The sequence below is a fragment of the Sphingobium soli genome, from assembly GCF_020782245.1.
Lineage (GTDB): Bacteria > Pseudomonadota > Alphaproteobacteria > Sphingomonadales > Sphingomonadaceae > Sphingobium > Sphingobium soli.
Genome location: NZ_JAJGNP010000012.1, coordinates 62796 through 88142, shown reverse-complemented (window position 1 = coordinate 88142; position 25347 = coordinate 62796). Strand labels below are relative to the sequence as shown.

34 protein-coding genes are annotated in these 25347 nt (G+C 62.3%); 30 read left to right on the top strand and 4 right to left on the bottom strand.

The window, feature by feature from the left end; translation table 11 throughout:
• Positions 1–48 precede the first annotated feature (48 nt).
• Entirely contained in the window at positions 49–2334 is a 2286-nt protein-coding gene (locus LL253_RS14155; RefSeq protein ID WP_228227581.1) for a putative bifunctional diguanylate cyclase/phosphodiesterase, read from the bottom strand.
• 348 nt (positions 2335–2682) lie between these two features.
• Between LL253_RS14155 and rpsL the strand changes: the two genes are divergently transcribed.
• From rpsL to LL253_RS14015, 28 genes are all read left to right on the top strand, one after another.
• Positions 2683–3054, top strand: a complete 372-nt coding sequence (gene rpsL / locus LL253_RS14150; protein ID WP_009820628.1) for a 30S ribosomal protein S12 — start codon at positions 2683–2685, stop codon at positions 3052–3054.
• 18 nt (positions 3055–3072) lie between these two features.
• Positions 3073–3543: a 30S ribosomal protein S7 gene (rpsG, locus tag LL253_RS14145; RefSeq protein ID WP_024018911.1), complete on the top strand. Its 471-nt coding sequence runs from the start codon at positions 3073–3075 to the stop codon at positions 3541–3543.
• Positions 3544–3702: 159 nt separating this feature from the next.
• Complete coding sequence (fusA, locus tag LL253_RS14140; protein WP_021227558.1) at positions 3703–5796, top strand: elongation factor G; 2094 nt, start codon at positions 3703–3705, stop codon at positions 5794–5796.
• A 135-nt stretch (positions 5797–5931) separates the two neighbouring features.
• On the top strand, positions 5932–7122 hold the full coding sequence (gene tuf, locus LL253_RS14135) for an elongation factor Tu (RefSeq protein ID WP_009820631.1): 1191 nt from the start codon (positions 5932–5934) through the stop codon (positions 7120–7122).
• A 208-nt stretch (positions 7123–7330) separates the two neighbouring features.
• The gene (rpsJ, locus tag LL253_RS14130) at positions 7331–7639 is read left to right on the top strand and encodes a 30S ribosomal protein S10 (RefSeq protein ID WP_007686587.1); all 309 of its coding nucleotides are present in this window, start codon (positions 7331–7333) and stop codon (positions 7637–7639) included.
• Between the two features lie 285 nt (positions 7640–7924).
• Positions 7925–8680 (top strand): 50S ribosomal protein L3, encoded by a 756-nt coding sequence (gene rplC, locus LL253_RS14125; RefSeq protein WP_037542012.1) that lies wholly within the window; start codon positions 7925–7927, stop codon positions 8678–8680.
• A 3-nt stretch (positions 8681–8683) separates the two neighbouring features.
• The gene (rplD, locus tag LL253_RS14120; protein ID WP_009820633.1) at positions 8684–9307 is read left to right on the top strand and encodes a 50S ribosomal protein L4; all 624 of its coding nucleotides are present in this window, start codon (positions 8684–8686) and stop codon (positions 9305–9307) included.
• On the top strand, positions 9300–9614 hold the full coding sequence (locus LL253_RS14115; protein ID WP_004208721.1) for a 50S ribosomal protein L23: 315 nt from the start codon (positions 9300–9302) through the stop codon (positions 9612–9614). Before rplD ends, LL253_RS14115 begins: the two co-directional genes overlap by 8 nt.
• Positions 9615–9624: 10 nt before the next feature.
• Entirely contained in the window at positions 9625–10461 is an 837-nt protein-coding gene (gene rplB, locus LL253_RS14110) for a 50S ribosomal protein L2 (RefSeq protein ID WP_009820634.1), read from the top strand.
• A gap of 5 nt (positions 10462–10466) precedes the next feature.
• Positions 10467–10742, top strand: coding sequence for a 30S ribosomal protein S19 (gene rpsS / locus LL253_RS14105; RefSeq protein WP_009820635.1), 276 nt, complete (start codon positions 10467–10469; stop codon positions 10740–10742).
• A complete protein-coding gene (gene rplV / locus LL253_RS14100) occupies positions 10742–11128 on the top strand; it encodes a 50S ribosomal protein L22 (RefSeq protein WP_009820636.1) in 387 nt (128 codons plus the stop codon). The genes rpsS and rplV overlap by 1 nt, the downstream gene beginning before the upstream one ends.
• Positions 11129–11132: 4 nt before the next feature.
• Complete coding sequence (gene rpsC / locus LL253_RS14095; RefSeq protein ID WP_009820637.1) at positions 11133–11828, top strand: 30S ribosomal protein S3; 696 nt, start codon at positions 11133–11135, stop codon at positions 11826–11828.
• A 21-nt stretch (positions 11829–11849) separates the two neighbouring features.
• Positions 11850–12281: a 50S ribosomal protein L16 gene (gene rplP / locus LL253_RS14090; RefSeq protein WP_007686573.1), complete on the top strand. Its 432-nt coding sequence runs from the start codon at positions 11850–11852 to the stop codon at positions 12279–12281.
• 3 nt (positions 12282–12284) lie between these two features.
• Positions 12285–12485 carry a 50S ribosomal protein L29 gene (gene rpmC / locus LL253_RS14085; protein WP_009820638.1) on the top strand — a complete coding sequence of 67 codons (201 nt, stop codon included), beginning with the start codon at positions 12285–12287 and terminating at the stop codon, positions 12483–12485.
• 15 nt (positions 12486–12500) lie between these two features.
• A complete protein-coding gene (rpsQ, locus tag LL253_RS14080; protein WP_009820639.1) occupies positions 12501–12764 on the top strand; it encodes a 30S ribosomal protein S17 in 264 nt (87 codons plus the stop codon).
• Between the two features lie 170 nt (positions 12765–12934).
• On the top strand, positions 12935–13303 hold the full coding sequence (rplN, locus tag LL253_RS14075; RefSeq protein WP_009820640.1) for a 50S ribosomal protein L14: 369 nt from the start codon (positions 12935–12937) through the stop codon (positions 13301–13303).
• The gene (gene rplX / locus LL253_RS14070) at positions 13303–13614 is read left to right on the top strand and encodes a 50S ribosomal protein L24 (RefSeq protein WP_009820641.1); all 312 of its coding nucleotides are present in this window, start codon (positions 13303–13305) and stop codon (positions 13612–13614) included. The genes rplN and rplX overlap by 1 nt, the downstream gene beginning before the upstream one ends.
• A complete protein-coding gene (gene rplE, locus LL253_RS14065; protein ID WP_009820642.1) occupies positions 13614–14186 on the top strand; it encodes a 50S ribosomal protein L5 in 573 nt (190 codons plus the stop codon). The genes rplX and rplE overlap by 1 nt, the downstream gene beginning before the upstream one ends.
• 53 nt (positions 14187–14239) lie before the next feature.
• Positions 14240–14545 carry a 30S ribosomal protein S14 gene (gene rpsN, locus LL253_RS14060; RefSeq protein ID WP_009820643.1) on the top strand — a complete coding sequence of 102 codons (306 nt, stop codon included), beginning with the start codon at positions 14240–14242 and terminating at the stop codon, positions 14543–14545.
• A 12-nt stretch (positions 14546–14557) separates the two neighbouring features.
• A complete protein-coding gene (gene rpsH / locus LL253_RS14055; RefSeq protein WP_009820644.1) occupies positions 14558–14953 on the top strand; it encodes a 30S ribosomal protein S8 in 396 nt (131 codons plus the stop codon).
• A complete protein-coding gene (rplF, locus tag LL253_RS14050; protein ID WP_009820645.1) occupies positions 14953–15486 on the top strand; it encodes a 50S ribosomal protein L6 in 534 nt (177 codons plus the stop codon). The genes rpsH and rplF overlap by 1 nt, the downstream gene beginning before the upstream one ends.
• A gap of 1 nt (position 15487) precedes the next feature.
• A complete protein-coding gene (gene rplR, locus LL253_RS14045; protein ID WP_228221616.1) occupies positions 15488–15841 on the top strand; it encodes a 50S ribosomal protein L18 in 354 nt (117 codons plus the stop codon).
• A 2-nt stretch (positions 15842–15843) separates the two neighbouring features.
• Positions 15844–16572 carry a 30S ribosomal protein S5 gene (gene rpsE / locus LL253_RS14040; protein WP_009820647.1) on the top strand — a complete coding sequence of 243 codons (729 nt, stop codon included), beginning with the start codon at positions 15844–15846 and terminating at the stop codon, positions 16570–16572.
• A gap of 6 nt (positions 16573–16578) precedes the next feature.
• Positions 16579–16758: a 50S ribosomal protein L30 gene (gene rpmD / locus LL253_RS14035; protein WP_009820648.1), complete on the top strand. Its 180-nt coding sequence runs from the start codon at positions 16579–16581 to the stop codon at positions 16756–16758.
• A 135-nt stretch (positions 16759–16893) separates the two neighbouring features.
• The gene (gene rplO, locus LL253_RS14030; protein ID WP_009820649.1) at positions 16894–17427 is read left to right on the top strand and encodes a 50S ribosomal protein L15; all 534 of its coding nucleotides are present in this window, start codon (positions 16894–16896) and stop codon (positions 17425–17427) included.
• A 241-nt stretch (positions 17428–17668) separates the two neighbouring features.
• A complete protein-coding gene (gene secY / locus LL253_RS14025) occupies positions 17669–19033 on the top strand; it encodes a preprotein translocase subunit SecY (protein ID WP_009820650.1) in 1365 nt (454 codons plus the stop codon).
• 52 nt (positions 19034–19085) lie between these two features.
• Positions 19086–19742, top strand: a complete 657-nt coding sequence (locus tag LL253_RS14020; protein ID WP_228227580.1) for an adenylate kinase — start codon at positions 19086–19088, stop codon at positions 19740–19742.
• 246 nt (positions 19743–19988) lie between these two features.
• Positions 19989–21032, top strand: a complete 1044-nt coding sequence (locus LL253_RS14015) for an acyltransferase family protein (protein ID WP_228227579.1) — start codon at positions 19989–19991, stop codon at positions 21030–21032.
• A gap of 55 nt (positions 21033–21087) precedes the next feature.
• On the opposite strand, the gene LL253_RS14010 is transcribed toward LL253_RS14015, so the two are convergent.
• The gene (locus LL253_RS14010; RefSeq protein WP_050763001.1) at positions 21088–21822 is read right to left on the bottom strand and encodes a CsgG/HfaB family protein; all 735 of its coding nucleotides are present in this window, start codon (positions 21820–21822) and stop codon (positions 21088–21090) included.
• Positions 21823–22065: 243 nt separating this feature from the next.
• Between LL253_RS14010 and lepA the strand changes: the two genes are divergently transcribed.
• A complete protein-coding gene (lepA, locus tag LL253_RS14005; protein WP_009820654.1) occupies positions 22066–23871 on the top strand; it encodes a translation elongation factor 4 in 1806 nt (601 codons plus the stop codon).
• Positions 23872–23897: 26 nt separating this feature from the next.
• A complete protein-coding gene (locus LL253_RS14000) occupies positions 23898–24353 on the top strand; it encodes a hypothetical protein (RefSeq protein ID WP_228227578.1) in 456 nt (151 codons plus the stop codon).
• 100 nt (positions 24354–24453) lie between these two features.
• Here LL253_RS14000 and LL253_RS13995 read toward each other — a convergent pair whose 3' ends face one another.
• Positions 24454–24957 (bottom strand): DUF3617 domain-containing protein, encoded by a 504-nt coding sequence (locus LL253_RS13995; protein WP_228227577.1) that lies wholly within the window; start codon positions 24955–24957, stop codon positions 24454–24456.
• An 87-nt stretch (positions 24958–25044) separates the two neighbouring features.
• Entirely contained in the window at positions 25045–25335 is a 291-nt protein-coding gene (locus tag LL253_RS13990) for an HNH endonuclease (protein WP_228227576.1), read from the bottom strand.
• Positions 25336–25347: the final 12 nt, after the last annotated feature.

Here is a 25347-nt window from a genome sequence, read left to right as displayed (position 1 = left end):
GATGAAATGAAATGGAGCGGCTTTTGTTCCTTGCAGAAAAAATAAATGTCAGGCCTGCCGAGAAATCCCTTCCGGGCTCATCAACAATTGTTCCACCCCGACTGCCGGCATGGCCGCCCCGAACAGATAGCCTTGTCCATAGTGGCACCCACCGGCACGCAAATAGGCCAGTTGCTGCGCATTCTCCACACCTTCCGCCACCGTGCGGATGCCTAGACTGTGGGCCAGGTTGAGCACCGCGCGTACGATGGCGGCGTCGTCGGGATCGGTTTCCATGTCGCGGACGAAGCACTGGTCGATCTTGATGATGTCGATCGGGAACTGCTTGAGATGTGACAGCGAAGCATAGCCAGTACCGAAATCGTCGAGCGCGATACTGATTCCCGCGTCGCTCAGCCGCTGAAGAATATGACACACCCGATCCGCATCGCGGCCTAGGAATACCGACTCGGTCACTTCCAGTTCGATCATCGCGGTCGGTATTCGTGCCGTGCGCATCCGGCCGAGCAGCCGATCGGCGAACGCTTCATCTTGCAGGTCAACGCCCGACACATTGAGCGCCACATGACCGACGGCCAACCCTTTGCTGCGCCAACGGGCGCAATCGTCGATGACCCGCTCGACCATTCTTTCGGTCAGCGCCGGGCCGAGCTCGGGATGCTCGAACGCCCGCGCAATATCGCCCGGCATGATGATCGACCCGTCGGCGACCGGGCATCGGAACAGCGCCTCGAACCCGATGATGCCGCCATCCTGCAAAGATATTTTCGGTTGATACCAGGGGCAGGGCTGTTCATGCGACAGAATATGGCGCGCGCGATCTAGCATGGCGGTTTCCCGCTCCCAACTGTCGAGCAGGTGCGGTTGGAACAGGATGGCGCGGCCGCGGCCATTATTTTTTGCGTGATAAAGCGCAATGTCCGCATGTTTGAACAGCGCCACGTCATCGGCACCATGATCGGGATAGAGCGCAACGCCAATGCTGGCGCGACATTCCAGCGGCCGGCCCGCATGGCTGAAGGGTGCGTGAAGCTGATCGGTGATCCGCATGAGGATCGGCTGGAGCGCCTCGGCATCGGGCAGACGCGTCAGCAGCACGGCGAATTCGTCGCCCCCCATGCGCGCTATAAGGTCGCCGGGGCGCAGAGCGCCGCGCAGTCGCTCCGCAACCGTCTGCAAAAGGGCATCGCCCGCGTCGTGCCCGGCCGTGTCGTTGATGCGCTTGAACTCATCCAAGTCCAGCAGAAGGATGGCGACAAGCCCGCGATCGCCCGAAGATGCGGTTGCTTGCGTAACCGCAGCGACGAAATGCGCCCGATTGGCTAATCCGGTCAGCGGATCGCTCATGGCAAGGCGCTGGAGGCGTAATTCTGTTTCCTTGCGGTCGGTGATGTCCACGACGCAGGTCATGTAGGCCGCGTCGCCATCGACCATGATGGCGCGTGACGACAACATGGCGTCTCGCGTCTGCCCGTCCGCGCGGCGCAACCGGCATTCGAATTGATCGACGGCCTCGCCGCGTTCGAGCCTCTGGACCAGCAGGCCGCGCGATCGACGATCGACATAGCTGTGCTCGACATTGTCGAGGTCGATCTCCAGCCCGGCGGCGTAGCCGTCGCTTGCTGCGCGGTTCATGCGCAGCAAGGTGCCATCGCGCCGTGTGACAAGCAGCGGCAGGGGTACTGCCATGAACAGATGCTCCAGCGTATCGCGGCTTGCGGCCAGGGCGGCCTGCGCTGATCGGGCTGTTTGCCCGGCATCCCATTCCTTGCGCTGCAACCGGTTATTCCGCGCGATCGCGATCCACATGCCGCAATGCAGGATCAGCATCGCCATGATCATGCCCGGCATCGTTGACGATAGCGGGTCGGGGGCAAGATAACCGGTCAAAAGCGCGATTTCGCATACCAGCCCCCCGCCAACATTGCCGCGAAAGCTGGTCGGCACCACGAGGTAGAAGACGAGCGGCAACAGGACCATGACGAAAATGGCAATGTCACTGCGGGAGCTGACCAGAAAGCCTACTGCGACGGCGATCACGCCCTGCCATGCCCAGCAGATGCGCTCCAAGGCCCGAAAGCTTGTCATATGTCGACATAGGTAAAGGCAAGCGATGGACCAGATCACGATCGCCACGCGAGCGGGCACGGCCACCCAGAAATGGTCGGTTCCCGCAAAGCGCCAATCGCTCAGCAGAAACAGGCTGTTGAGCGCCGCAGACAGGGCGAACAGGACATACGCATGATGTCTGGATTCGGGCAGTCGCTCAGCCTGGAACGCGGCTTCGCGATCGGGGGAGCGAAACTCGCCGGTAAAAGAGGCAATATCGGGCACGGCTGATCCAATCGCGGCGCGTCGGCGCGTTACCCTGGAATTAACTTGATCGAAGTTATCAAAAGCCTAATTCTGCTGCCGAACTGCCGTCTTTTTGGAGGGAGGGCGCACGCTTGACCCTGCGCGCGGACGCAGCTATAGCGCCGCCTGCCCAGCGGCCTTGCCGTGCGAAGACTCGTCTCCTCGCGTCATATCGGCTGAGCGACATTAGAGCTGAACATTGCCGGGTGCTCTTGCGGCTCCAGGGGGCTTATGCCCGCCGGGGCCTTTGCTGTTTGGCGGAATCCTCCGTCATCTGCTCAGGACGCGGGAATGCCGGTAAAGTAACTGAAAAAGGTGAAGGGCTTCATGCCAACGATCAACCAGCTGGTCCGCAAGGGCCGCGAACTGCAGAAGGCCAAGTCGAAGGTCCCTGCAATGGAGGCGAACCCGCAGAAGCGCGGCGTTTGCACTCGCGTCTATACTACGACCCCGAAGAAGCCCAACTCGGCGCTTCGCAAGGTGGCGAAGGTGCGTCTGGTCAACCAGCGCGAAGTCATCACCTATATTCCGGGTGAAGGTCATAACCTTCAGGAGCACTCGGTCGTGCTGATCCGTGGCGGCCGCGTACGCGACCTTCCCGGTGTGCGTTACCATGTGCTGCGCGGCGTTCTGGATACCCAGGGCGTCAAGGACCGCAAGCAGAGCCGTTCGAAGTACGGCGCGAAGCGTCCGAAGTAAGAAGGGGAGACCAGGAATATGTCACGTCGTCGTCGCCCCGAAAAGCGCGTTATCCTGCCGGATCCCAAGTTCGGTGATATCGTGCTGTCGAAGTTCATGAACAGCATCATGCAGGACGGCAAGAAAGCCGTTGCCGAATCGATCGTCTATGGCGCTCTCGAAACTGTCGAGACCCGCGCCAAGAAGGACCCGATCGGCATGTTCCACGATGCTCTGAACAACATCAAGCCCGGTATCGAGGTCCGCAGCCGCCGCGTTGGTGGTGCGACCTATCAGGTCCCCGTCGAAGTGCGTCCAGAACGCGCCCAGGCGCTGGCCATCCGCTGGCTGATCACCGCCGCGCGCAACCGCAGCGAAACCACGATGGCCGCGCGCCTGTCGGGTGAACTGCTGGACGCCGCCAACAATCGCGGCAATGCCGTGAAGAAGCGCGAAGATACGCACCGCATGGCGGAAGCGAACCGCGCCTTCTCGCACTACCGCTGGTAAAGAGGAAGGCGGGCGCTCCCGCGCCCGGCTATCCAACAGGGTCTTGAACATCGGTCCGTTCGTCAGGGGTGCTACCCATGGCGGACGGATTGGTTTAGGGGCCTCGCGCAGAACAAACGAATCCCCTCACCGCCGGTGCGCCGGCAACGGAGAAGCATCATGGCCCGCAGCCATCCGCTCGAACATTATCGTAACTTCGGTATCATGGCGCATATCGACGCCGGCAAGACCACCACGACCGAGCGCATCCTTTACTACACCGGCAAGTCCTACAAGATCGGCGAGGTCCATGACGGCGCCGCAACCATGGACTGGATGGAGCAGGAGCAGGAACGTGGTATCACCATCACGTCGGCTGCGACGACCTGTGTGTGGAAGGCGGCTGAGGGCAAGGGTCCCGAACATCGTTTGAATATCATCGACACCCCCGGCCACGTCGACTTCACCATCGAAGTCGAGCGTTCGCTGCGCGTGCTCGACGGCGCGGTTGCCGCGTTCGACGGCGTTGCCGGCGTGGAGCCGCAGTCGGAAACCGTGTGGCGCCAGGCGGATAAGTATAAAGTGCCGCGGATGTGCTTCATCAACAAGCTCGACCGCACCGGCGCCGACTTTTATTATTGCGTGCAGACGATCATCGACCGTCTGGGTGCGACCCCGGCCGTCCTCTATCTGCCCATCGGTGCGGAAAGCGATTTCAAGGGTCTGGTCGATCTCGTCGAAAACCGCGCGATCATCTGGAAGGATGAAAGCTTGGGCGCGGAATTCTACTATGAAGACATCCCCGCCGACCTCGCCGACAAGGCTGCCGAATATCGCGAAAAGCTGATCGAACTCGCCGTCGAACAGGATGACGAGGCGATGGAAGCCTATCTGGAAGGCAATGAGCCCGACACCGCGACGCTCAAGAAGCTGATCCGCAAGGGCACGCTGGGCCACGCCTTTGTGCCGGTGCTGTGCGGCAGCGCGTTCAAGAACAAGGGCGTTCAGCCCCTGCTCGACGCGGTTGTCGACTATCTGCCTTCGCCGCTCGACATCGAAGACGTCCAGGGCGTCAAGATGGACGGCGAAACGCCCGACAGCCGGCCGACCGCCGACGACGCGCCCTTCTCGGGCCTGGCGTTCAAGATCATGAACGACCCCTTCGTGGGCTCGCTCACCTTCCTGCGCATCTATTCGGGTACGCTCACCAAGGGCACCTATCTGAACTCGGTGAAGGACAAGAAGGAAAAGATCGGCCGCATGCTGCTGATGCATGCCAACAGCCGCGAGGATATCGACACCGCTTACGCCGGTGACATCGTCGCGCTCGCCGGCATGAAGGAAACAACCACCGGTGACACGCTGTGCGCCGAGCGCCAGCCGATCATCCTGGAACGGATGGAATTTCCCGAGCCGGTCATCGAGCTGTCGGTGGAGCCCAAGACCAAGGCCGATCAGGAAAAGATGGGCGTCGCCCTCAACCGCCTGGCCGCCGAGGATCCGTCCTTCCGCGTGTCGACCGACCATGAATCGGGCCAGACCATCATCAAGGGCATGGGCGAACTGCACCTCGAAATCCTCGTCGACCGCATGAAGCGCGAGTTCAAGGTCGAGGCGAATGTCGGCGCGCCGCAGGTCGCCTATCGCGAATATCTCAAGAAGCCGGTCGACATCGACTACACACACAAGAAGCAGTCGGGCGGCACCGGCCAGTTCGGCCGCATCAAGGTGAAGCTGACGCCGGGCGAGCGCGGCGCGGGCATCATCTTCAAGGACGAGATCAAGGGCGGTAATATTCCCAAAGAATATATCCCCGCGATCGAAAAGGGCATGCGCGAAACCGCTGCAACCGGTTCGCTGATCGGCTTCCCGATCATCGATTTCGAAATCCTGCTCTACGACGGCGCCTATCACGACGTCGACTCGTCGGCGCTGGCGTTCGAAATCACCGGCCGCGCAGCGATGCGTGAGGCGGCGCAGAAGTCGGGCATCACCCTGCTTGAGCCGGTCATGAAGGTCGAAGTCGTGACCCCGGAGGAATATCTGGGCGACGTCATTGGCGACATGAACAGCCGTCGTGGTCAGATCCAGGGCACCGACACGCGCGGCAATGCGCAGGTGGTTGAAGCCATGGTGCCGCTGGCCAATATGTTCGGCTATGTGAACTCGCTGCGTTCCTTCACCCAGGGCCGTGCGAACTACTCGATGATCTTCTCGCATTATGACGAAGTGCCGCAGAATGTTGCGGACGAGGTCAAGGCGAAGATGGCCTGAGGGTAAACCCGGGCCGACCCGTGAAAACGGGTCGGTTTGGGGCTGGTAATCTGTAAATTTGCTGCTATGGACGCGCCTTCGCGAGGCGCGGCCGAGCGGTCTGACCAAGCTGATTTGATTAGAAGGTAGGAAAAAATGGCTAAGGCTAAGTTTGAGCGGAACAAGCCGCACTGCAACATCGGCACCATCGGTCACGTTGACCATGGCAAGACCTCGCTGACCGCGGCGATCACCAAGGTGCTGGCCGAAACCGGCGGCGCGACCTTCGTTGATTACGCCAACATCGACAAGGCGCCCGAAGAGCGCGAGCGCGGCATCACCATTTCGACCGCCCACGTCGAATATGAAACCGAAGCGCGTCACTATGCGCACGTCGACTGCCCGGGTCACGCTGACTACGTCAAGAACATGATCACCGGTGCGGCCCAGATGGACGGCGCGATCCTCGTCGTTTCGGCCACCGACGGCCCGATGCCGCAGACCCGCGAGCACATCCTGCTCGCCCGTCAGGTCGGCGTGCCGCAGCTCGTCGTGTTCATGAACAAGGTCGACCTGGTCGACGACGCCGAAATCCTCGAGCTGGTCGAACTGGAAATCCGTGAACTGCTGAGCAGCTACGATTTCGACGGCGACAACATCCCCGTCATCGCCGGCTCGGCTGTCGCCGCCCTTCAGGACAAGACCCCTGAAATCGGCCATGAAGCTGTTCTGAAGCTGATGCAGGCCGTCGACACCTTCATCCCGCAGCCCGAGCGTCCGATCGACAAGGCGTTCCTGATGCCGATCGAAGACGTGTTCTCGATTTCGGGTCGCGGCACCGTGGTCACCGGCCGCGTCGAAACCGGCATCATCAAGGTGGGTGAAGAAGTCGAGATCGTTGGCCTGAAGCCGACCGCCAAGACCACCGTCACCGGCGTGGAAATGTTCCGCAAGCTGCTCGACGAAGGTCGTGCGGGCGACAATATCGGCGCCCTGGTGCGCGGCACGAAGCGTGAGGAAGTCGAGCGCGGTCAGGTTCTGGCCAAGCCCGGCACCATCACCCCGCACACCGAATTCGACGCCGAGGTCTATGTGCTGTCGAAGGAAGAAGGCGGTCGCCACACCCCGTTCTTCGCGAACTATCGTCCGCAGTTCTACTTCCGCACCACCGACGTGACCGGCGAAGTGATCTTGCCCGAAGGCACGGAAATGGTCATGCCCGGCGACAATGTGAAGCTCGGCGTCAAGCTGATCGCCCCGATCGCGATGGATCCGGGTCTGCGCTTCGCCATCCGTGAAGGCGGTCGTACCGTCGGCGCGGGGGTTGTCGGCACGATCTCGAAGTAATATAGGACCGCAGCGGCGCGAATCGTCTGATTCGCGCCGCTCGGAATTTTTGCCGCCCCGGATCGCCTTTCTCCGGCTCCCTTGGAGCTAGAAGGGCAGGGAAGGGGCGGATATTTTTTGTTGGCGCATTTCCGCAAGTCATCGGCTGCTCCGGCTGACTTTCGAAAATGCTCCGGGTTTTTGGCTCTTTCGCATCGGTACAGGAACAATGGACAGCAATATCCGCATTCGCCTCAAGGCGTTCGATCATCGCGTGCTCGATCAGGCGACCGGCGACATCGCCGATACCGCCCGCCGTACTGGCGCCCTCATCCGCGGTCCCATTCCTCTTCCGACGCGTATCGAAAAGTTCACGGTCAATCGTGGCCCGCATATCGACAAGAAGTCGCGCGAGCAGTTCGAAGTCCGCACGTACAAGCGTATGCTTGACATTGTGCAGCCGACGCCGCAGACGGTCGACGCGCTGATGAAGCTGGATCTGGCTGCCGGCGTGAACGTGGAAATCAAGCTGGCCTGACGCCGGCAAGTCCCTGCTCCCCGCCTTCGGGCTTATGGGCGGGCAGGGTATCGGGCACTTTGCCAAGGCAGAGGCTCAAACGACACAAGGGATACCGCACGGCCCCACCGGTGAACCGGTAAGGCGCGTGGTCCTGGTCCCCCGTCGCCTTCCCCGAGAGGGGTCGGCATCCGACCCTGACGGGGTGATCGCTAATTTGGGTTGGGCCGCGAAGGAGTTATCCTGCGCGGTTTTTTCGTTGGATACGCCCGCTGCTAAGGCGGGCCTCTATGGGAGTAATCAGTGATGCGCACAGGCGTGATCGCTAAGAAAGTCGGGATGACCCGTCTGTTCCAGGAGGACGGACGGCACGTACCGGTTACGGTTCTGGCCCTTGAAGGCAACCAGGTCGTGGCGCGCAAGGAAACCGATCGGGATGGCTATATCGCTGTTCAGCTCGGCGCGGGCGTCGCCAAGGTCAAGAATGTGGCCAAGCCGCAGCGCGGCCAGTTCGCCAAGGCCGAGGTTGAGCCCAAGGCTCGTCTGGTCGAATTCCGTGTCGCCGAGGATGCGCTCCTTGATGTCGGCGCCGAAATCGCGGCCGATCATTTCGTTGCCGGCCAGCTGGTCGATGTTGCCGGTCATACCCAGGGTAAGGGTTTTGCCGGTGCGATGAAGCGCTGGGGCTTCGGCGGTATGCGCGCCACCCACGGCGTGTCGATCAGCCACCGCGCCCATGGTTCGACCGGTAACCGCCAGGATCCGGGTCGCGTCTTCAAGAACAAGAAGATGGCCGGTCACATGGGTGATCGCGAGCGGACCCAGCAGAATCTGGAAATCGTGCGTACCGACGTCGAGCGCGGCCTGCTGTTCGTCAAGGGCAGCGTTCCGGGCGCCAAGGGCACCTGGCTGACCGTCAAGGATGCCGTCAAGGTTCCGCGTCACGCCGATGCTCCCTATCCGGCCAGCCTGAAGGCTGCTGCCAACAGCAACAACGCTCCGGCCGAGACGCCCGCTGATGAAGCGGCCGCTCCCGAAGCGACCGAAGGCCAGGAGGGCTAAACCATGAAGGTCAATGTACAGACCCTCGACGCGCAGACTGCCGGCGAGCTGGAGCTGAACGATGCCGTGTTCGGCGTCGAGCCCCGCACCGACATCCTGCATCGCGTCGTAACCTGGCAGCTGGAAAAGCGTCGCGCGCCCGCTCGTGCCACCCGTGAACGTTCGGACGTCGCCCGCACCGGCAAGAAGTTCGGCCGTCAGAAGGGCGGCGGTACGGCCCGTCACGGCGACCGCAAGGCGCCGATCTTCATCGGCGGTGGTAAGGCGCACGGCGCCCGCGCCCGCGACTTTGGTCACGACCTCAACAAGAAGGTCCGTGCCCTGGGTCTCAAGATGGCGCTGTCGGCCAAGGCCAAGGACGGATCGCTGATCGTTCTGGACAGCTTCGACGTGGCGGAAGGCAAGACCAAGACCCTGGTCGCGCATCTCGCCAAGCTGAACCTCAACAAAGCGCTGTTTATCGACGGCGACGCGGTGAATGTCAGCTTTGCGAAGGCTTCGGCGAACATCGTCGGCGTCAACCTGCTGCCGGCCGTTGGTGCCAACGTCTACGACATCCTGAAGGCCGATTCGCTGGTGCTTACCCGCGCCGCGGTCGAAAAGCTGGAGGCCCGTTTCAATGGCTAAGAAAGAAGCCGCGACCGTGGACAATCGTCATTTCGACGTCGTTGTCGCGCCGGTCATCACCGAGAAGTCGACGCTTCTCTCCGAAAACAATGCCGTGGTCTTCCAGGTCGCCAATGACGCGTCCAAGCCGGAGATCAAGGCGGCTGTCGAAGCCCTGTTCGGCGTGACCGTGAAGGCGGTCAACACGCTGGTCCAGAAGGGCAAGGTCAAGCGCTGGAAGGGCAAGCCCTACAAGCGCAATGACGTGAAGAAGGCGATCGTGACGCTGGCCGAAGGTCAGTCCATCGACGTCACCACCGGAATCTGAGGCGGGATAGATGGCACTCAAGCACTATAATCCGACCAGTCCCGCACAGCGCGGTCTGATCCTCGTCGACAAGTCGAGCCTGCACAAGGGTAAGCCCGTCAAGGCGCTGACCGAAGGCAAGCGCAAGACCGGTGGCCGTAATAACAAGGGCCATGTGACTTCGCGCGGTATCGCCGGCGGTCACAAGCAGCGCTATCGTATCATCGACTTCAAGCGTCGCCTGTGGGACGTGGAAGGCACGGTCGAGCGTCTGGAATATGACCCCAACCGCACCGCCTTCATCGCGCTGGTCAACTATGCTGACGGCACCCAGGCCTATGTCCTGGCGCCGCAGCGTCTTGCCCCCGGTGACAAGATCATCGCTGGCAAGAAGACCGACGTGAAGCCGGGCAACGCGATGGAACTGGGCCAGATGCCGGTCGGCACGATCATCCACAATATCGAGATGAAGCCGGGCAAGGGCGGTCAGCTCTGCCGTTCGGCGGGCACCTATGCCCAGCTCGTCGGCCGCGATCGCGGCATGGTGATGGTCCGCCTGTCGTCGGGCGAGCAGCGCTACATTCGTTCGGACTGCATGGGCACCATCGGTGCCGTGTCGAACCCGGACAATGCCAACACCAATCTTGCCAAGGCCGGTCGTAACCGCTGGCTGGGCAAGCGTCCGTTGACGCGCGGTGTTGCGAAGAACCCGGTCGATCACCCGCATGGTGGTGGTGAAGGCCGGACCTCGGGCGGTCGTCATCCGGTGACGCCATGGGGCAAGCCGACCAAGGGTGCGCGCACCCGCCACAACAAGGCGACGGACAAGTTCATCATCCGTAGCCGCCACGCGAAGAAGAAGAGGTAAGCGAGATGGCTCGTTCCGTCTGGAAAGGTCCGTTCGTGGACCTCAGCCTTCTGAAGAAGGCGGAAGCCGCGCAGGACGCGGGTGGCCGTGCGCCGATCAAGACCTGGTCGCGCCGTTCCACCATCCTGCCGCAGTTCGTCGGCCTGACGTTCAACGTCTATAATGGCCGCAAGCATGTTCCGGTCTCCGTGAACGAGGATATGGTGGGTCACAAGCTGGGCGAATTCGCCCCGACCCGCTTCTTCCCCGGCCACGCCGCCGACAAGAAGGGCAAGCGCTGATGAGCAAGGAAAAGGCTCCCCGTCGCGTCGCCGACAATGAAGCGCTCGCCGTTGGCACGCAGATCCGTGGTTCGGCCCAGAAGCTGAACCTGGTCGCCACGCTGATCCGCGGCCGCAAGGTCGAGGACGCGCTCAACATCCTCGCCTTCTCGAAGAAGGCGATGGCGGTCGACGTGCGCAAGGTGCTGGCTTCGGCCATCGCCAACGCGGAAAACAACCACAATCTGGACGTCGACGCACTGGTCGTTGCGGAAGCATCGGTGGGCAAGAGCTTCACCATGAAGCGCTTCCACGCGCGCGGCCGCGGCAAGTCCACCCGGATCCTCAAGCCCTTCAGCCGCGTGCGCATTGTCGTGCGTGAAGCTGGCGAAGAAGCGGAGGCGTAAGCACATGGGTCACAAGAGCAACCCGATCGGTCTGCGTCTGCAGATCAACCGTACCTGGGACAGCCGCTGGTTCGCGGAAGGCCAGGACTATGGCCGTCTCCTTCTGGAAGATCTCAAGATCCGCCAGTATATCATGAAGACGCTGCCCCAGGCCGCGATTTCAAAGGTCGTGATCGAGCGCCCGGCCAAGCTGTGCCGCGTGTCGATCTATGCCGCCCGTCCGGGTGTCATCATCGGCAAGAAGGGCGCGGACATTGAAAAGCTGCGCAAGAAGCTGGGCAACCTGACTTCATCCGACGTGTCGCTGAACATCGTCGAGATCCGCAAGCCGGAAGTTGATTCCAAGCTCGTGGCGCAGGGCATCGCCGACCAGCTGGAGCGCCGTGTGGCGTTCCGGCGTGCGATGAAGCGCGCGGTGCAGTCAGCCCTGCGTCTGGGCGCTGAAGGCATCAAGATCACCTGCGGCGGCCGTCTGGGCGGCGCGGAGATCGCGCGCGTCGAATGGTATCGCGAAGGCCGCGTTCCGCTGCACACGCTTCGCGCGAATGTCGACTATGCCGAAGCCACGGCGCACACCGCCTATGGCGTGTGCGGCATCAAGGTCTGGATCTTCAAGGGCGAAATCCTTGGGCATGATCCGATGGCCACCGACCGGCTGATGCTGGAGGCTCAGACCTCCGGCGTGCGCCCGGCGCGCTGAAGATAAGAAGGTAATAGCGTCATGCTGCAACCGAAGAAAATGAAGTTCCGCAAGACCTTCAAGGGTCGGATCAAGGGCGACGCCAAGGGCGGTTCGGCTTTGAATTTCGGCGCCTATGGTCTTAAGGCCCTGGAACCCGAGCGCGTCACCGCTCGCCAGATCGAGGCGGCCCGCCGCGCGATCCAGCGTCACCTTCGCCGTCAGGGCCGTCTGTGGATCCGTGTGTTCCCCGACGTGCCGGTGTCGAAGAAGCCCGCCGAAGTCCGTCAGGGCAAGGGCAAGGGTTCGGTCGAATATTGGGCGGCTCGCGTCAAGCCCGGCCGCATCCTGTTCGAACTGGACGGCGTGCCCGGTCCGCTCGCAGCAGAGGCCTTCTCGCGCGCCGCGATGAAGCTGCCCATCAAGACGAAGGTCGTTGCCCGCCTCGGCGACACCTCGCACCTGGAGGGTTAAGCCGTGGCAAATGTCGCAGACCTCAAGACCAAGACGGACGACGAACTGTCGACCGAACTCAACAACCTGAAGCGCGAGCAGTTCAACCTGCGCTTTCAGGCCGCTACCAACCAGCTGGAAAAGCCCAGCCGGGTGCGTGAAGTGCGCCGGACCATCGCGCAGATCAAGACGCTGCAGGGCGAACGCGCCCGCGTGGCGAAGTAAGAAGGAAATCACACGATGCCCAAGCGCGTGCTGACGGGAACGGTGGTTTCCGACAAGACCGACAAGACGGTGGTGGTTCGGGTGGAGCGCAAGGTAAAGCATGCGCTCTACGGCAAGATCATCCGCCTGTCGAAAAAATATCATGCCCATGACGAGGGCAATGTCTACAAGGAAGGCGAGACGGTCCGTATCGAGGAAACCGCCCCGATTTCCAAGCTCAAGACCTGGAAGGTCATCGAGCGGGTGGACACCCACAAGTCGCCTGAAACGGCGGCCTGAGGACTAGTTGCCGGCCCATAAGGGCTAGAAAGTTCGAACGCGGGGCTGGCCTTTTCTTTTCGAAAGGGTTACAGGCCCGCGCTTCGTGCATTCGAATCTGCCGGGTCGAACACGAAATTCGGAACCGCCGGGAATTGACCCGGTAGGCCAAATAAGAAGGAACCGGATCCATGATCCAGATGCAATCCAATCTTGACGTCGCTGACAACAGCGGCGCCAAGCGCGTCCAGTGCATCAAGGTGCTGGGCGGGTCGAAGCGGCGCTTCGCTGGCGTGGGCGACATCATCGTCGTCTCGATCAAGGAAGCCCAGCCGCGCGGCAAGGTGAAGAAGGGTGACGTGCATCGCGCCGTCATCGTGCGGACCGCCAAGGACGTGCGTCGCGCTGACGGCAGCGTGATTCGCTTCGACGGCAATGCCGCTGTGCTCATCAACAAGAACGAGGAGCCGATCGGCACCCGTATCTTTGGCCCGGTCGTTCGCGAACTGCGCGCCAAGAAGCACATGAAGATCATCAGCCTTGCGCCCGAGGTGCTGTAATGAGCGCTGCTAAGATCAAGAAGGGCGACAAGGTCGTCGTCCTGGCTGGCAAGGACAAGGGCCGGACCGGCGCCGTCCTTCAGGTGATGCCCAAGGAAGACCGCGTGCTGGTCGAAGGCATCAACGTGCATGCGCGTCACCGCAAGCCCGATCAGGCCAACCCCCAGGGTGGCATCGATCGCAAGCCTGCGCCGCTGCACATTTCCAACGTCGCTGTCGCCGACAAGGATGGTAAGCCGACCCGCGTCCGTTTCGAGGATCGCGACGGCAAGAAGGTCCGCGTCGCCGTCAAGTCCGGTGAGGTGCTGTAATGGCCGACAAATATATTCCGCGCTCCAAGGCGCTCTATGACGCCGAAATCGCCAAGGCGATGACCGAGAAGTTCGGTTACAAGAACGTCATGGAAGTCCCCCGCATCGAAAAGATCACGCTCAACATGGGCGTGGGCGAAGCGACGCAGGACAAGAAGAAGGTCACGTCGGCCGCCGAGGAAATGGAACTGATCGCCGGCCAGAAGCCGGTCATCACCAAGGCCCGCAAGTCGATCGCCCAGTTCAAGCTGCGCGAAGGCATGCCGATCGGTGCCAAGGTCACGCTGCGCCGCGAGCGCATGTATGAGTTCCTGGATCGCCTGGTGAACATTGCGCTGCCCCGCGTGCGCGACTTCCGTGGTCTCAATCCCAAGAGCTTCGATGGTCGTGGCAACTATGCCTTTGGCATCAAGGAGCAGATCATCTTCCCGGAGATCAACTATGACCGCATCGACAAGGTGCGCGGCATGGACATCATCGTGACCACCACGGCGAAGACTGACGATGAAGCGCGCGAATTGCTGCGCCTCTTCGGCTTCCCCTTCCCGCTCGAAGAGAAGCAGGCGGCCTGATTGCAGGTCCCGCTTCTCTCCCAACGCTTAAGCTAAGGAAGAGAACTTAAGTCATGGCGAAACTGAGTTCGATCAACAAGAACGAGCGCCGCAAGAAGCTGGTGAAGAAATATGCCGGCCGCTATGCGAAGCTCAAGGCGATCGCGAATGATACCGCGGCCGACGACAGCGATCGTCTGATCGCGCGTCTGAAGATGGCGGAGATCCCCCGCAACGGCAACCCGACCCGTATTCGGAACCGCTGCGAGCTGACGGGGCGTCCCCGCGCTTATTACCGCAAATTCCGTCTCTGCCGCGTGCAGCTGCGTGATCTGGCCAACAAGGGCCTGATCCCCGGCGTCACCAAGTCGAGCTGGTAAGGATCATTTGAGATGGCATTGACCGATCCCCTGGGTGATATGCTCACCCGCATCCGCAACGGGCAGCAGGCGAAGAAGGACAGCGTGATGTCCCCCGCCAGCAAGCTGCGCGCCCGCGTGCTCGACGTGCTGCAGCGTGAAGGCTACATCCGCGGCTATTCCGAGGAAGCGCTTGGCAAGCATGCCGGCCTGCGCATCGAGCTGAAATATTTCGAGGGCCAGCCGGCGATCAAGCATGTCGCCCGCGTGTCCAAGCCTGGCCGCCGCGTCTATTCAGGTTCCAAGGAACTGCCGATCGTGCGCAACGGCCTAGGCATCACCATTGTCTCGACGCCTCGCGGCGTTCTGTCCGACGCTGAAGCGCGTGAGCAGAATGTCGGCGGCGAAGTGCTGGCGGAGGTGTTCTGATGAGCCGCACTGGCAAAAAGCCGGTCACCGTTCCTTCGGGCGTGACCGCGTCCATCGCTGATGGTCAGCTGTCGGTGAAGGGGCCCAAGGGCACCCTCGCCATTCCGCTGGCTGATGAAGTGACCTACAACGTCGAGGACGGCAAGATCGCCGTGCAGCCTGCCAATGACAGCAAGCGCGCTCGCGCTTTCTGGGGCATGCAGCGCACGCTGATCGCCAACCTGATCACCGGCGTCACCGAAGGCTACACCAAGAAGCTGCTGATCACCGGCGTCGGCTATCGTGCGAATGCCCAGGGCAAGACCCTGAAGCTGCAGCTCGGCTACAGCCATGACGTCGATTTCGCGGTGCCCGAGGGCATCGAGATCAAGACCCCGGATAACACCACGGTCGAGATCAGCGGCATCGATAAGCAGCAGGTTGGCCAGGTGGCCGCCGAAATCCGTCGTTGGCGCAAGCCCGAACCCTATAAGGGCAAGGGCATCAAGTATGACGGCGAGTTCATCTTCCGCAAGGAAGGGAAGAAGAAGTAAGATGGCAAAGCTTTCCCTCTTCGATCGGCGTCGTCGCCGCGTTCGTACCGCGCTCAAGGCGCGTTCGGGTGACAAGCCTCGTCTGAGCATCCATCGCTCGGGCCGTCACATCTACGCCCAGGTCATTGATGACGCCGCCGGCAAGACCGTCGCCGCCGCTTCGACCCTGGACAAGGATGTGCGCGCCAAGACCGGCGCCACCGCCGAAGCCGCTGCCGATGTCGGCAAGCGCGTCGCCGCTGCGGCGACCGCCGCTGGCGTCACCAAGGTCGTGTTCGACCGTGGCGGCTTCCTGTTCCATGGCCGCGTCAAGGCGCTGGCCGATGCCGCCCGCGAAGGCGGGCTGGAGTTCTGATCATGGCTGACGAAAACCAAATCCAGGCCCAGCCTGGCGCACCTGCCGCCGTCGAAGGCGGCGAGCAGCCCCAGACCGAAAATCGCGGCCCCGGCCGTGGTCGTGGCAACCGCGGCGGCGGCGATCGCAACCGTGGTGATCGTGGCGGCCGTGGTCGTCGCGATGATCGTCGCGGTAACCGTGACGAGGATCAGGGCGAAGAACTGATCGAGAAGCTGGTGCATATCAACCGCGTGTCCAAGACGGTGAAGGGTGGTAAGCGCTTCGGCTTTGCCGCTCTGGTGGTCGTCGGTGACGGCAAGGGGCGCGCCGGTTTCGGTCATGGCAAGGCGCGCGAAGTGCCCGAAGCCATCAGCAAGGCGACCGCTGCCGCGAAAAAGGCGATGGTTCGCGTGCCGTTGAAGGAAGGCCGCACCCTGCATCATGATGGTCTGGGCCATTTTGGCGCGGGCAAGGTGACGGTGCGTTCGGCCCCGGCCGGTACGGGCATCATCGCGGGCGGTCCGATGCGCGCCGTGTTCGAAAGCCTTGGCGTTGCTGACGTCGTGACCAAGTCGAACGGCACGTCGAACCCCTATAACATGATCCGTGCGACCTTCGCGGCGCTGGGCGAGCAGACCAGCCCCAAGTCGGTGGCGCAGCGTCGTGGCAAGAAGGTCGCCGACCTTCTGCGTCGCGGTGGTGCCTCGGCGGACGTCGCGCAGGCCGACGCCGAAGCGATTGCGGAGTAACAGGACATGGCAACCATCAAGATCAAGCAGATCGGTTCGCCGATCCGCCGCCCCGAGAGCCAGAAGAAGATTCTGATCGGCCTGGGCCTTGGCAAGATGCACCGCGTGGTGGAGCTGGAAGACACGGCGGAAGTCCGCGGTGCGATCAAGAAGCTGCCCCATATGGTGGAAGTGGTCGAAGGCTAAGGCCTTCCATCCATGAAGATTGAAGCGGGAGAGGGGGCGACCCCTCTTTCGTTTTTTTAGCGGAAGCGCTATGGGGCGCTTCCTTCACAGGGTCCCGCAGGGATCAGCGCGATAAAAGCGAAAGCGAGTGCGAACATGAAACTCAACGAACTCAACGACAATGCCGGTGCCCGCAAGGGGCGTATGCGTGTGGGCCGCGGTATCGGCTCGGGCAAGGGCAAGACCGCCGGGCGGGGCCAGAAGGGTGCCAAGGCACGTTCGGGCGTCAGCATCAATGGCTTCGAAGGCGGCCAGATGCCGCTGCACATGCGTTTGCCGAAGCGCGGCTTCAACAATATCTTCGCCAAGGATTACGCGATCGTGAACCTGGGTGAAGTGCAGAAGGCGATCGACGCTGGCAAGCTGGACGCTGCCGCGACGCTCGATCATGCCGCGTTCAAGGCAGCGAACCTGGCCCGCGGCGGCAAGGATGGCGTTCGCCTGCTGGGCAAGGGTGAACTGACCGCGAAGGTCAGCTTCCTGGTTGCCGGTGCGTCGAAGGGTGCTGTCGAAGCCGTCGAAAAGGCGGGTGGCAAGGTCGAAGTGATCGAAGTCGTCCCGGCCGCGGAAAAGGCCAAGGCCAAGAAGGGCAGCGCCCTGGCGGCCAAGAAGGCCGCAACCAAGGCCTGAACTGACCAACGAGTCTTGCAAGCAGGACCCCGCTGCCCGATATGGGTCGGCGGGGTCATGTGTTTCGGGGTTTCCGAACGCTTCTCCTCTCCCTGTTCGTTTCGAGCGCAGTCGAGAAACGCAAGGCTGACTGCTCCGTGTCTCGACTTCGCTCGACATGAACGGAGTTGGGTGCTTAAGGGGTTAGCGATTCCGGTCGGGCTTCTGTCCGGCCCAAGAGTGATTTTGAAGGGCAGCCACCATGGCATCGAGAGCCGACCAGCTCGCATCCAATCTCAGCCTCGCGAAATTCAGCCAGGCGACCGATCTCAAGAAGCGCCTGTGGTTTACGCTTGGCGCGCTGATTGTGTTCCGTTTCTTAAGCTTCGTGCCGCTGCCGGGTGTCGATCCGACCGCGCTGTCGACGCTGTATGCGCAGACCAATGGCGGCATCCTCGACATCTTCAACACCTTCTCGGGTGGTTCGTTGTCGCGCATGAGCCTCATCGCGCTCGGCGTCATGCCCTATATCACCGCGTCGATCGTGGTGCAGTTGGCGGCCTCCCTCTCGCCGCAACTCGCGGCGATCAAGAAGGAAGGTGAAAGCGGGCGCAAGAAGCTCAACCAGTATACCCGCTATGGCACGGTCGGCCTGACCGCGGTGCAGGGCTATTTCATCGCCGCTGGCCTTGAAAGCTTCGGCGCGCAGTCGGGCGTCCAGGCGGTGGTCGATCCCGGCCTGCTGTTCCGCCTCACCGCGGTCGTATCGCTGATCGGCGGCACCATGTTCCTGATGTGGCTGGGCGAGCAGATCACCTCGCGCGGCATTGGCAATGGCGTGTCGCTCATCATCATGGCCGGTATCGTCGCCCAGTTGCCGGTGACGCTCAGCAACCTGTTTAAGTCGGGTCGCGAAGGCTCCATTTCGGGCCTGCTGATCATGCTGGTCATCGTCATGGCGCTCGGCCTCATCCTGCTCATTTGTTATATGGAGCGGGCGCAGCGCCGGGTGTTGATTCAGTATCCCAAGCGCCAGACGCGGCAGGGCCTGATGCAGGCGGACCGCAGCCATCTGCCCTTGAAGGTGAACACCGCCGGCGTCATTCCACCGATCTTCGCCAGCTCGCTGCTGTTGATGCCGCTCACCATCTCGCAATTTGCGGGCCAGACGGTCGCTGGCGAAAGCCGGCTGGGCGATTTCGTGCTGACTCTCAACCAGTATCTGTCGCACGGCAGCCCGGTCTACATGGCGCTTTACGGGCTCGGCATCGTCTTCTTCTGCTTCTTCTACACCGCCGTGGTGTTCAATCCGGAAGAAACGGCCGATAATCTCAAGCGCAATGGCGGCTTCATCCCCGGCATCCGTCCGGGCAAGAATACCGAACATTATCTCGATTATGTGCTGACGCGCATCACCGTCATCGGCGCGGCCTATCTGGCCTTCATCTGCCTTGTGCCGGAATTCGCGATCGCGCGTGCGGGCATCCCCTTCTACCTTGGTGGCACTAGCCTTCTGATCGTGGTCAATGTTACGGTCGATACGGTGACCCAGATTCAGAGCCATCTGCTGGCGCATCAATATGGGGATCTGATCAAGAAGGCGAAGCTCAAGGGTCGGTTGCGCTGAGGGGCGCGCCCACACTCTGACACAGCGCAACGAACAGGGGAGTATGCGCGCAATGAACATCATTCTGCTTGGCCCTCCAGGTGCGGGCAAGGGCACGCAGGCGGCGCGCCTCGTCGACAATCTCGGCATGGTGCAGCTATCGACGGGCGATATGCTGCGCGCAGCGGTGAAGGCGGGGACGCCGATCGGCCTCAAGGCCAAGGCCGTGATGGAAGCGGGCGAACTGGTGTCGGACGAGATTGTGTCGGGCATCATCGGCGAGGCGCTGGACGCCCTCTCGCCCGAAACTGGCGTCATCTTCGACGGCTATCCCCGCACCGAAGCGCAGGCGCATGCGCTCGACACCATCCTGTCGGACCGCGATCGAACGCTCGACCATGTCATCGAGCTTGAGGTGAATGAAGACGCGCTGGTGGATCGCATCACCGGCCGTTTTACCTGCGCCACCTGCGGTGCGGGCTATCATGACCGTTTCAAGCAGCCCAAGGTCGATGGCGAATGCGACAAGTGCCACGGCCACGAATTCAAGCGCCGTCCTGACGACAATGAGGAAACGGTGCGCACGCGCATGGCCGAATATCGCGCCAAGACGGCGCCCATCCTGCCTGTCTATGAAGCGCGCGGCATTGTGTCCCGCGTGGACGGCATGGCGGACATGGATGACGTGACCAAGGCGATCGCCGCCATTCTGGATGGCAGGGCGCTCTAAGGCGCCGTTCTTCTGACAGGGCGGGATAGCCGCTCATGGCACCTGACCAAGAGCCGGCGCTGCATGGGGCAGCGCCGGCTCTTTGCGCATCGGGGACCCGCGTGGATGATCATGAGCACGTTGAGCGCTCCACCTTGGGCAGATTGTATCAAAGCGGGAAGGGCCGCGCTGCAAACTGGCCGCTTATCATGTCTGGTTAACCATCTTCGTGGCGGACTTGTTGCTGCTTGATTGCTATAGAGGCGCATGGATCGCCCGAAGCTCAACCATGGTCGCCTGACCGAACTGGACGCCTTGCGCGGGATCGGGGCGCTGTGCGTGCTGATCTTCCATTATTCGACGCGCTTCCATGAGCTTTTTCCGCAAGCGGCGCATGTCCCGTTCAGCTTCCCCGGCGGTAATTATCGCGTGCTGCTGTTCTTCACCATTTCGGGCTTTGCGATCTTCTTCACCCTCGATCGAATTGGCACGGTCGCCGACTTCATGGTCAACCGGTTCGCACGGCTTTATCCCGCCTATCTCGTGGCGATGCTGCTGACGCTGGCGGTTGAATATCTGGCCCATGCGACACAATTGCTGATCGGCCCCGTCGCCATCCTCGCCAATTTCACCATGCTCCAGGGTTTCGCCTTCTTGCCGGAGGTTGATGGCGCCTATTGGACGCTGACGGTAGAGATCGCTTTCTATTTCTGCATGATCAGCATCTGGAAATTCGCCGGCACGCGTCGTCTGGAGCCCCTGCTGGCGGGATGGCTGCTGCTGCGCTGGCTTTACTGGGCCTGGCCCGACATGCCTGAACGCGTCATCATGCTGCTTGTGCTACGCTACACGCCCTTCTTCGTGATCGGCATGCTCGCCTATCGCTGCTGGCGGGGGGAGCGCAGCCTTAAGCAGCAGGTGCCCTATGCCGTTCTGGCGTTGCTATCCATCGCGACGATGGAAACATGGGATGTGACTTTGGTCGGCGTCGTGCTGCTTGCGGCCTTCACCGCTCTCATCAACGGGCGGCTTCGCTTCCTGCGCATGAAGCCACTGATCTGGCTCGGCGGGATCAGCTATTCCTTCTACCTCATCCATCAGCATGTCGGCTTCGTCATCATGCTGGAAATGGCGAAAGCCGGCTACAGCCCCTGGATCGGCTTTGCTGCCGCCTTCACCGTGGCGCTGCTGCTCGGCACCGCGATCAATCGCCTGGTTGAACGGCCGGCAGGCGAAGCCATCCTCGCCTGGTGGAAGCGCCGCCGCACCGCCCGCATGCTCATACCCGGCGTGACGCCCAGCCAGACATGACAAGGGCGCGGCCATCGCTGGCCGCGCCCTTATTTGATTTCCTTCGACGCCGATCTTACTGCGCGACGGGTGCCGCCGCCGCTGCATTGTCGGGCAGGCCGCCCAATTGCGTCACCAGCTTGGTATAGGCGTCGAGATAGGCGAGCACGATGACCTGGCCGATTTCGGTATTCTGATAGCCCGCACCGCCAGCTGCCGCGAAGCCGCCCCACCAGCCGCCGCCCGCGCCGCCGCCAAAGCCGACATCGGTCTTGCGCGCATAGCCTTCGGTCAGCGCCTCTTCCTCCGTCGTGCGGGCGTTCACGATCGACAGGGTGACATTGGCCTCCTTCTTCTTGATGTTAAGCCCGCCCAGGATCGCGCCGCCAAAGCCGCCCATCAGGCCGCCCAGCGCGCCGCCGATGCCGCCGCCGCCGGAATTGCGGTTGGACGACACGATGTCGGGCTCCAGATAATAGTCCGCCGCCTTCACCTGGCCCTTGCCCAGATTCGATCCGGCCTGCAATTCGCCGGCGTCCGCCATGGCGCGCTCCATCGCGCGGCTCTGCATTGACCGGCCGCGGTTGACCATGCGGAAACAGCCGGACTGCTGGACGAACACCTTCAGGATGGCCTCTGGACTGCCCAGATTAAGTTCGCGCCACCACTGATTGTCCGGTTCAACGATCGCCACCGTTCCCAGCATCTTCGTGCAGTGCGGGATTTCGCGGGTTGCGCGCTCCTGCGAGCGCCGGCCGGACGACGCGCCCTTGGTCGTGCCGTCCTTGTAGGTTTTGCCCGAAGAACTCATGTTGGTCTGCGCGATGGTCGTCGCTGGCGCGGCGGTCAGAACCGCCGTGGCGGCCAGCGCGGATAGGATTTTCGACATTGCCCCAATTTTCCCCTTGATGCGGTGAAGTTCAGCCGTTTTTTCTTATGGCGCGACCCGGCAAAGGAGCGCTTCCCTTAGCATAGAGTGACCCACTTGCCTACAGATGGCGCACCGCGCGTCAGCCGTGCTGACAGGGCGGAGAATCGCTGCTATCGGGCGCCGATGACTGACCTGTCCCAGATCCGTAACTTCTCGATCATCGCGCATATCGACCATGGCAAATCGACCCTGGCCGATCGCCTGATTCAGCGCACCGGTGGCCTGACCGACCGCGAAATGAGCGCGCAGGTCCTCGATAATATGGACATCGAGAAAGAGCGCGGCATCACGATCAAGGCGCAGACCGTGCGCCTCGATTATGTCGCGAAGGACGGGCAAACCTACGCGCTCAACCTCATGGACACGCCCGGCCATGTCGACTTCGCCTATGAAGTCTCGCGCAGCCTGGCCGCCTGCGAAGGCGCGCTGCTGGTGGTCGACGCCGCCCAGGGGGTGGAGGCGCAAACGCTGGCCAACGTCTATCAGTCGATCGAGCATGATCACGAAATCGTGCCCGTCATCAACAAGATCGACCTGCCGGCCGCCGAACCGGAAAAGGTGAAGGCTGAAATTGAGGAGGTGATCGGCCTCGATGCGTCCGAAGCGGTGCTGGCCAGCGCCAAGTCCGGGATCGGCATCGACGACATTTTGGAAGCGATCGTTACCAAGATCCCCGCGCCCAAGGGGGACCGGGATGCGCCCTTAGAAGCGATGCTGGTCGACAGCTGGTATGACCCCTATCTCGGCGTCGTCATTCTGGTGCGCGTCATGAATGGCGTCATCAAGAAGGGCCAGAATATCAAGTTCATGATCGGCGGCACCGAACATCTGATCGACCGGGTGGGCTGTTTCCGGCCCAAGATCGAGCAGCTGGCTGAGTTGGGACCGGGCGAAATCGGCTTCATCACCGCGCAGATCAAGGACATCAGCCAGACGCGCGTGGGCGACACCATCACCACGGTCAAGAACCCGGCAACCAAGCCGTTGCCGGGATTCAAGGAAGTCCAGTCCGTCGTCTTCTGCGGCCTCTTCCCGGTTGATGCCAACGACTTTGAAAAGCTGCGCGATTCTATCGGCAAGCTGCGCCTTAACGACGCCAGCTTCTCGTTCGAAATGGAAACCTCGGCAGCGCTGGGCTTCGGTTTTCGGTGCGGGTTTCTGGGCCTTTTGCATCTGGAAATTATCCAGGAGCGGCTGACCCGCGAATATGATCTCGACCTCATCACCACCGCGCCATCGGTCGTCTATGACATGCATATGAAGGACGGGACGGTGCGCCATCTGCACAATCCAGCCGATATGCCCGATCCCAACCATATCGAGATGATCGAGGAGCCCTGGATCGAGGCAGTGATCTACTGCCCCGACGAATATCTGGGCAGCATCCTGAAGCTCTGTCAGGACCGGCGCGGCATCCAGAAGAATCTGACCTATGTCGGCGGGCGGGCGCAGGTGACGTATGAATTGCCGCTCAACGAAGTCGTGTTCGACTTCTACGATCGGCTGAAATCGATCAGCCGCGGCTATGCCAGCTTCGACTATCACCAGATCGGCACGCGCGAGGGCGACCTCGTCAAGATGAGCATCCTCGTCAATAACGAGCCGGTCGATGCGCTCAGCATGATCGTCCACCGCTCCGCCGCCGAAGCGCGCGGGCGGCACATGTGCGAACGGTTGAAGGACCTCATCCCCCGCCATTTGTTCAAGATTCCGATCCAGGCGGCGATCGGGGGCAAGGTGATCGCCCGCGAAACGATCGCGGCCATGCGCAAGGACGTTACCGCCAAATGCTATGGCGGCGACATCAGCCGCAAGAAGAAGCTGCTCGACAAGCAGAAGGAAGGCAAGAAGCGGATGCGCGAATATGGCAGCGTGCAGATCCCGCAGGAAGCCTTCATTGCCGCGCTGCGCATGGGCGACGAAAGCTGACCGCGTCGGGCGATCCCTATTCGGCCTTGGCCGATCAGGTCGCCCGTATCGAACGCGCCGCTATTTTTCTTGCCAACGGGATGGCGACAGGCGGCTGCCCCGACGCCTGCGGCCGCCGCCGCGACGCCATGCCCGCACGGCTGATCGGCAATGGCCTGCGCGAACTGGACCTGTTCCTGACGGACCTTATTGTCGAGGCGGACCGCCTTGACCGGTTGGGCGCAGCCGCCGGCGCGGACCCGGGCATCCATCCGCAGCGCCGGATCTTCAGCGCCGCCGAAGCGTGGCGGCGCTTCGCCCCGCGGCTCGGCCTGCCTGTAGAAGTGCGGGAACGCCTGCGGCAGATGCGCGCGGCGCAGAATCGCCATTGTTTCGGCGCATGGCGCGACGCGGGCAGCGGCCCGGCGCTCCAGCACGCCTGCGCCGATTACGCGCGGCTTGCCGGTGATGTGCTGGCGGCGGCGCGGAGCAAGGCGGGGTAGGGGCATTTCGGCAAACGCGACAGCGGGTGCCTGGCTGTCGCGTTTATCGGAAGCCCAGCGCAAAGCCGTGCACCTGTCGCAGTCGATGTCGCGTGCCGGGTCAGCCCGCCTTCGGACAATCGCCCACGCGCCGCGCGGTCAGGTCGTGCGTGGTGCGCAGCACCGGCTTTCCGCCCTCCGTCTTGGTCATCGTCGTGCCCAGCGTCATGCTGTCATTGGTATAATTGCCCTCCACCACCAGTTCCGACACGCCCGCGCCGGCCTTGCAGCTAAGCGTCGCGATCAACCGCCCCTTGCGCACCAGCTTGTCCTTGTAGACGCAATCCTGCCCCTCGGGTCCGGCCAGTGCATCGGCGTCCGGCGCATTATCGGCGTCGAAGGCGATGCACAGTTTCTCCTCGCCAATCTGCTTCAACGCCTCCTGATATTGGGCGGGCGTCACGGTCGGCGTATTATAGCCGGTGGTCTTGCGGGTCAGTTCCCATTCCCCGGCCTGCATGACGATGGGCGGCTCTTCGGCCTGCGGCGTCGGCGTCGGATCACTGCCGCACGCGGCGAGGGCCAGCATCGGGGCGGCCATCGCGCCCAGCATCACAAATCGCATATCCTCTCTTCCCAACCGTTATCGATCCATGGCGCAAGGCTCTACTGCCCGGCCGCAAAGTGCAAGGCCAAAGCGCGCCGGGGCCTGTCATCGCCGTCGTGGGGCGCCGCGCGTGGGCATATGGAAATCGGCCGGCTTTCCCTCGATCCAGCGTAGGAAGGTGGCGATCGCCGGGGCTGCGCGTAGGTCGGCGGGGCCGGCAAAGTCGCGCGCCAGCTGCGCGTTGGTAAAGGTTGCATGGATGGTGCGATGACAAAGGGGATGCACCGCGACCGTCTCCCGCCCGCCCCGGCTCTTGGGAACCGGATGATGCCACTCGATCCGCGCACCCAGCGGCCGGCCGCACAGCCAGCAGGGCTGCTGGGCCTCACCTGGCATGGTGCAGGGGGA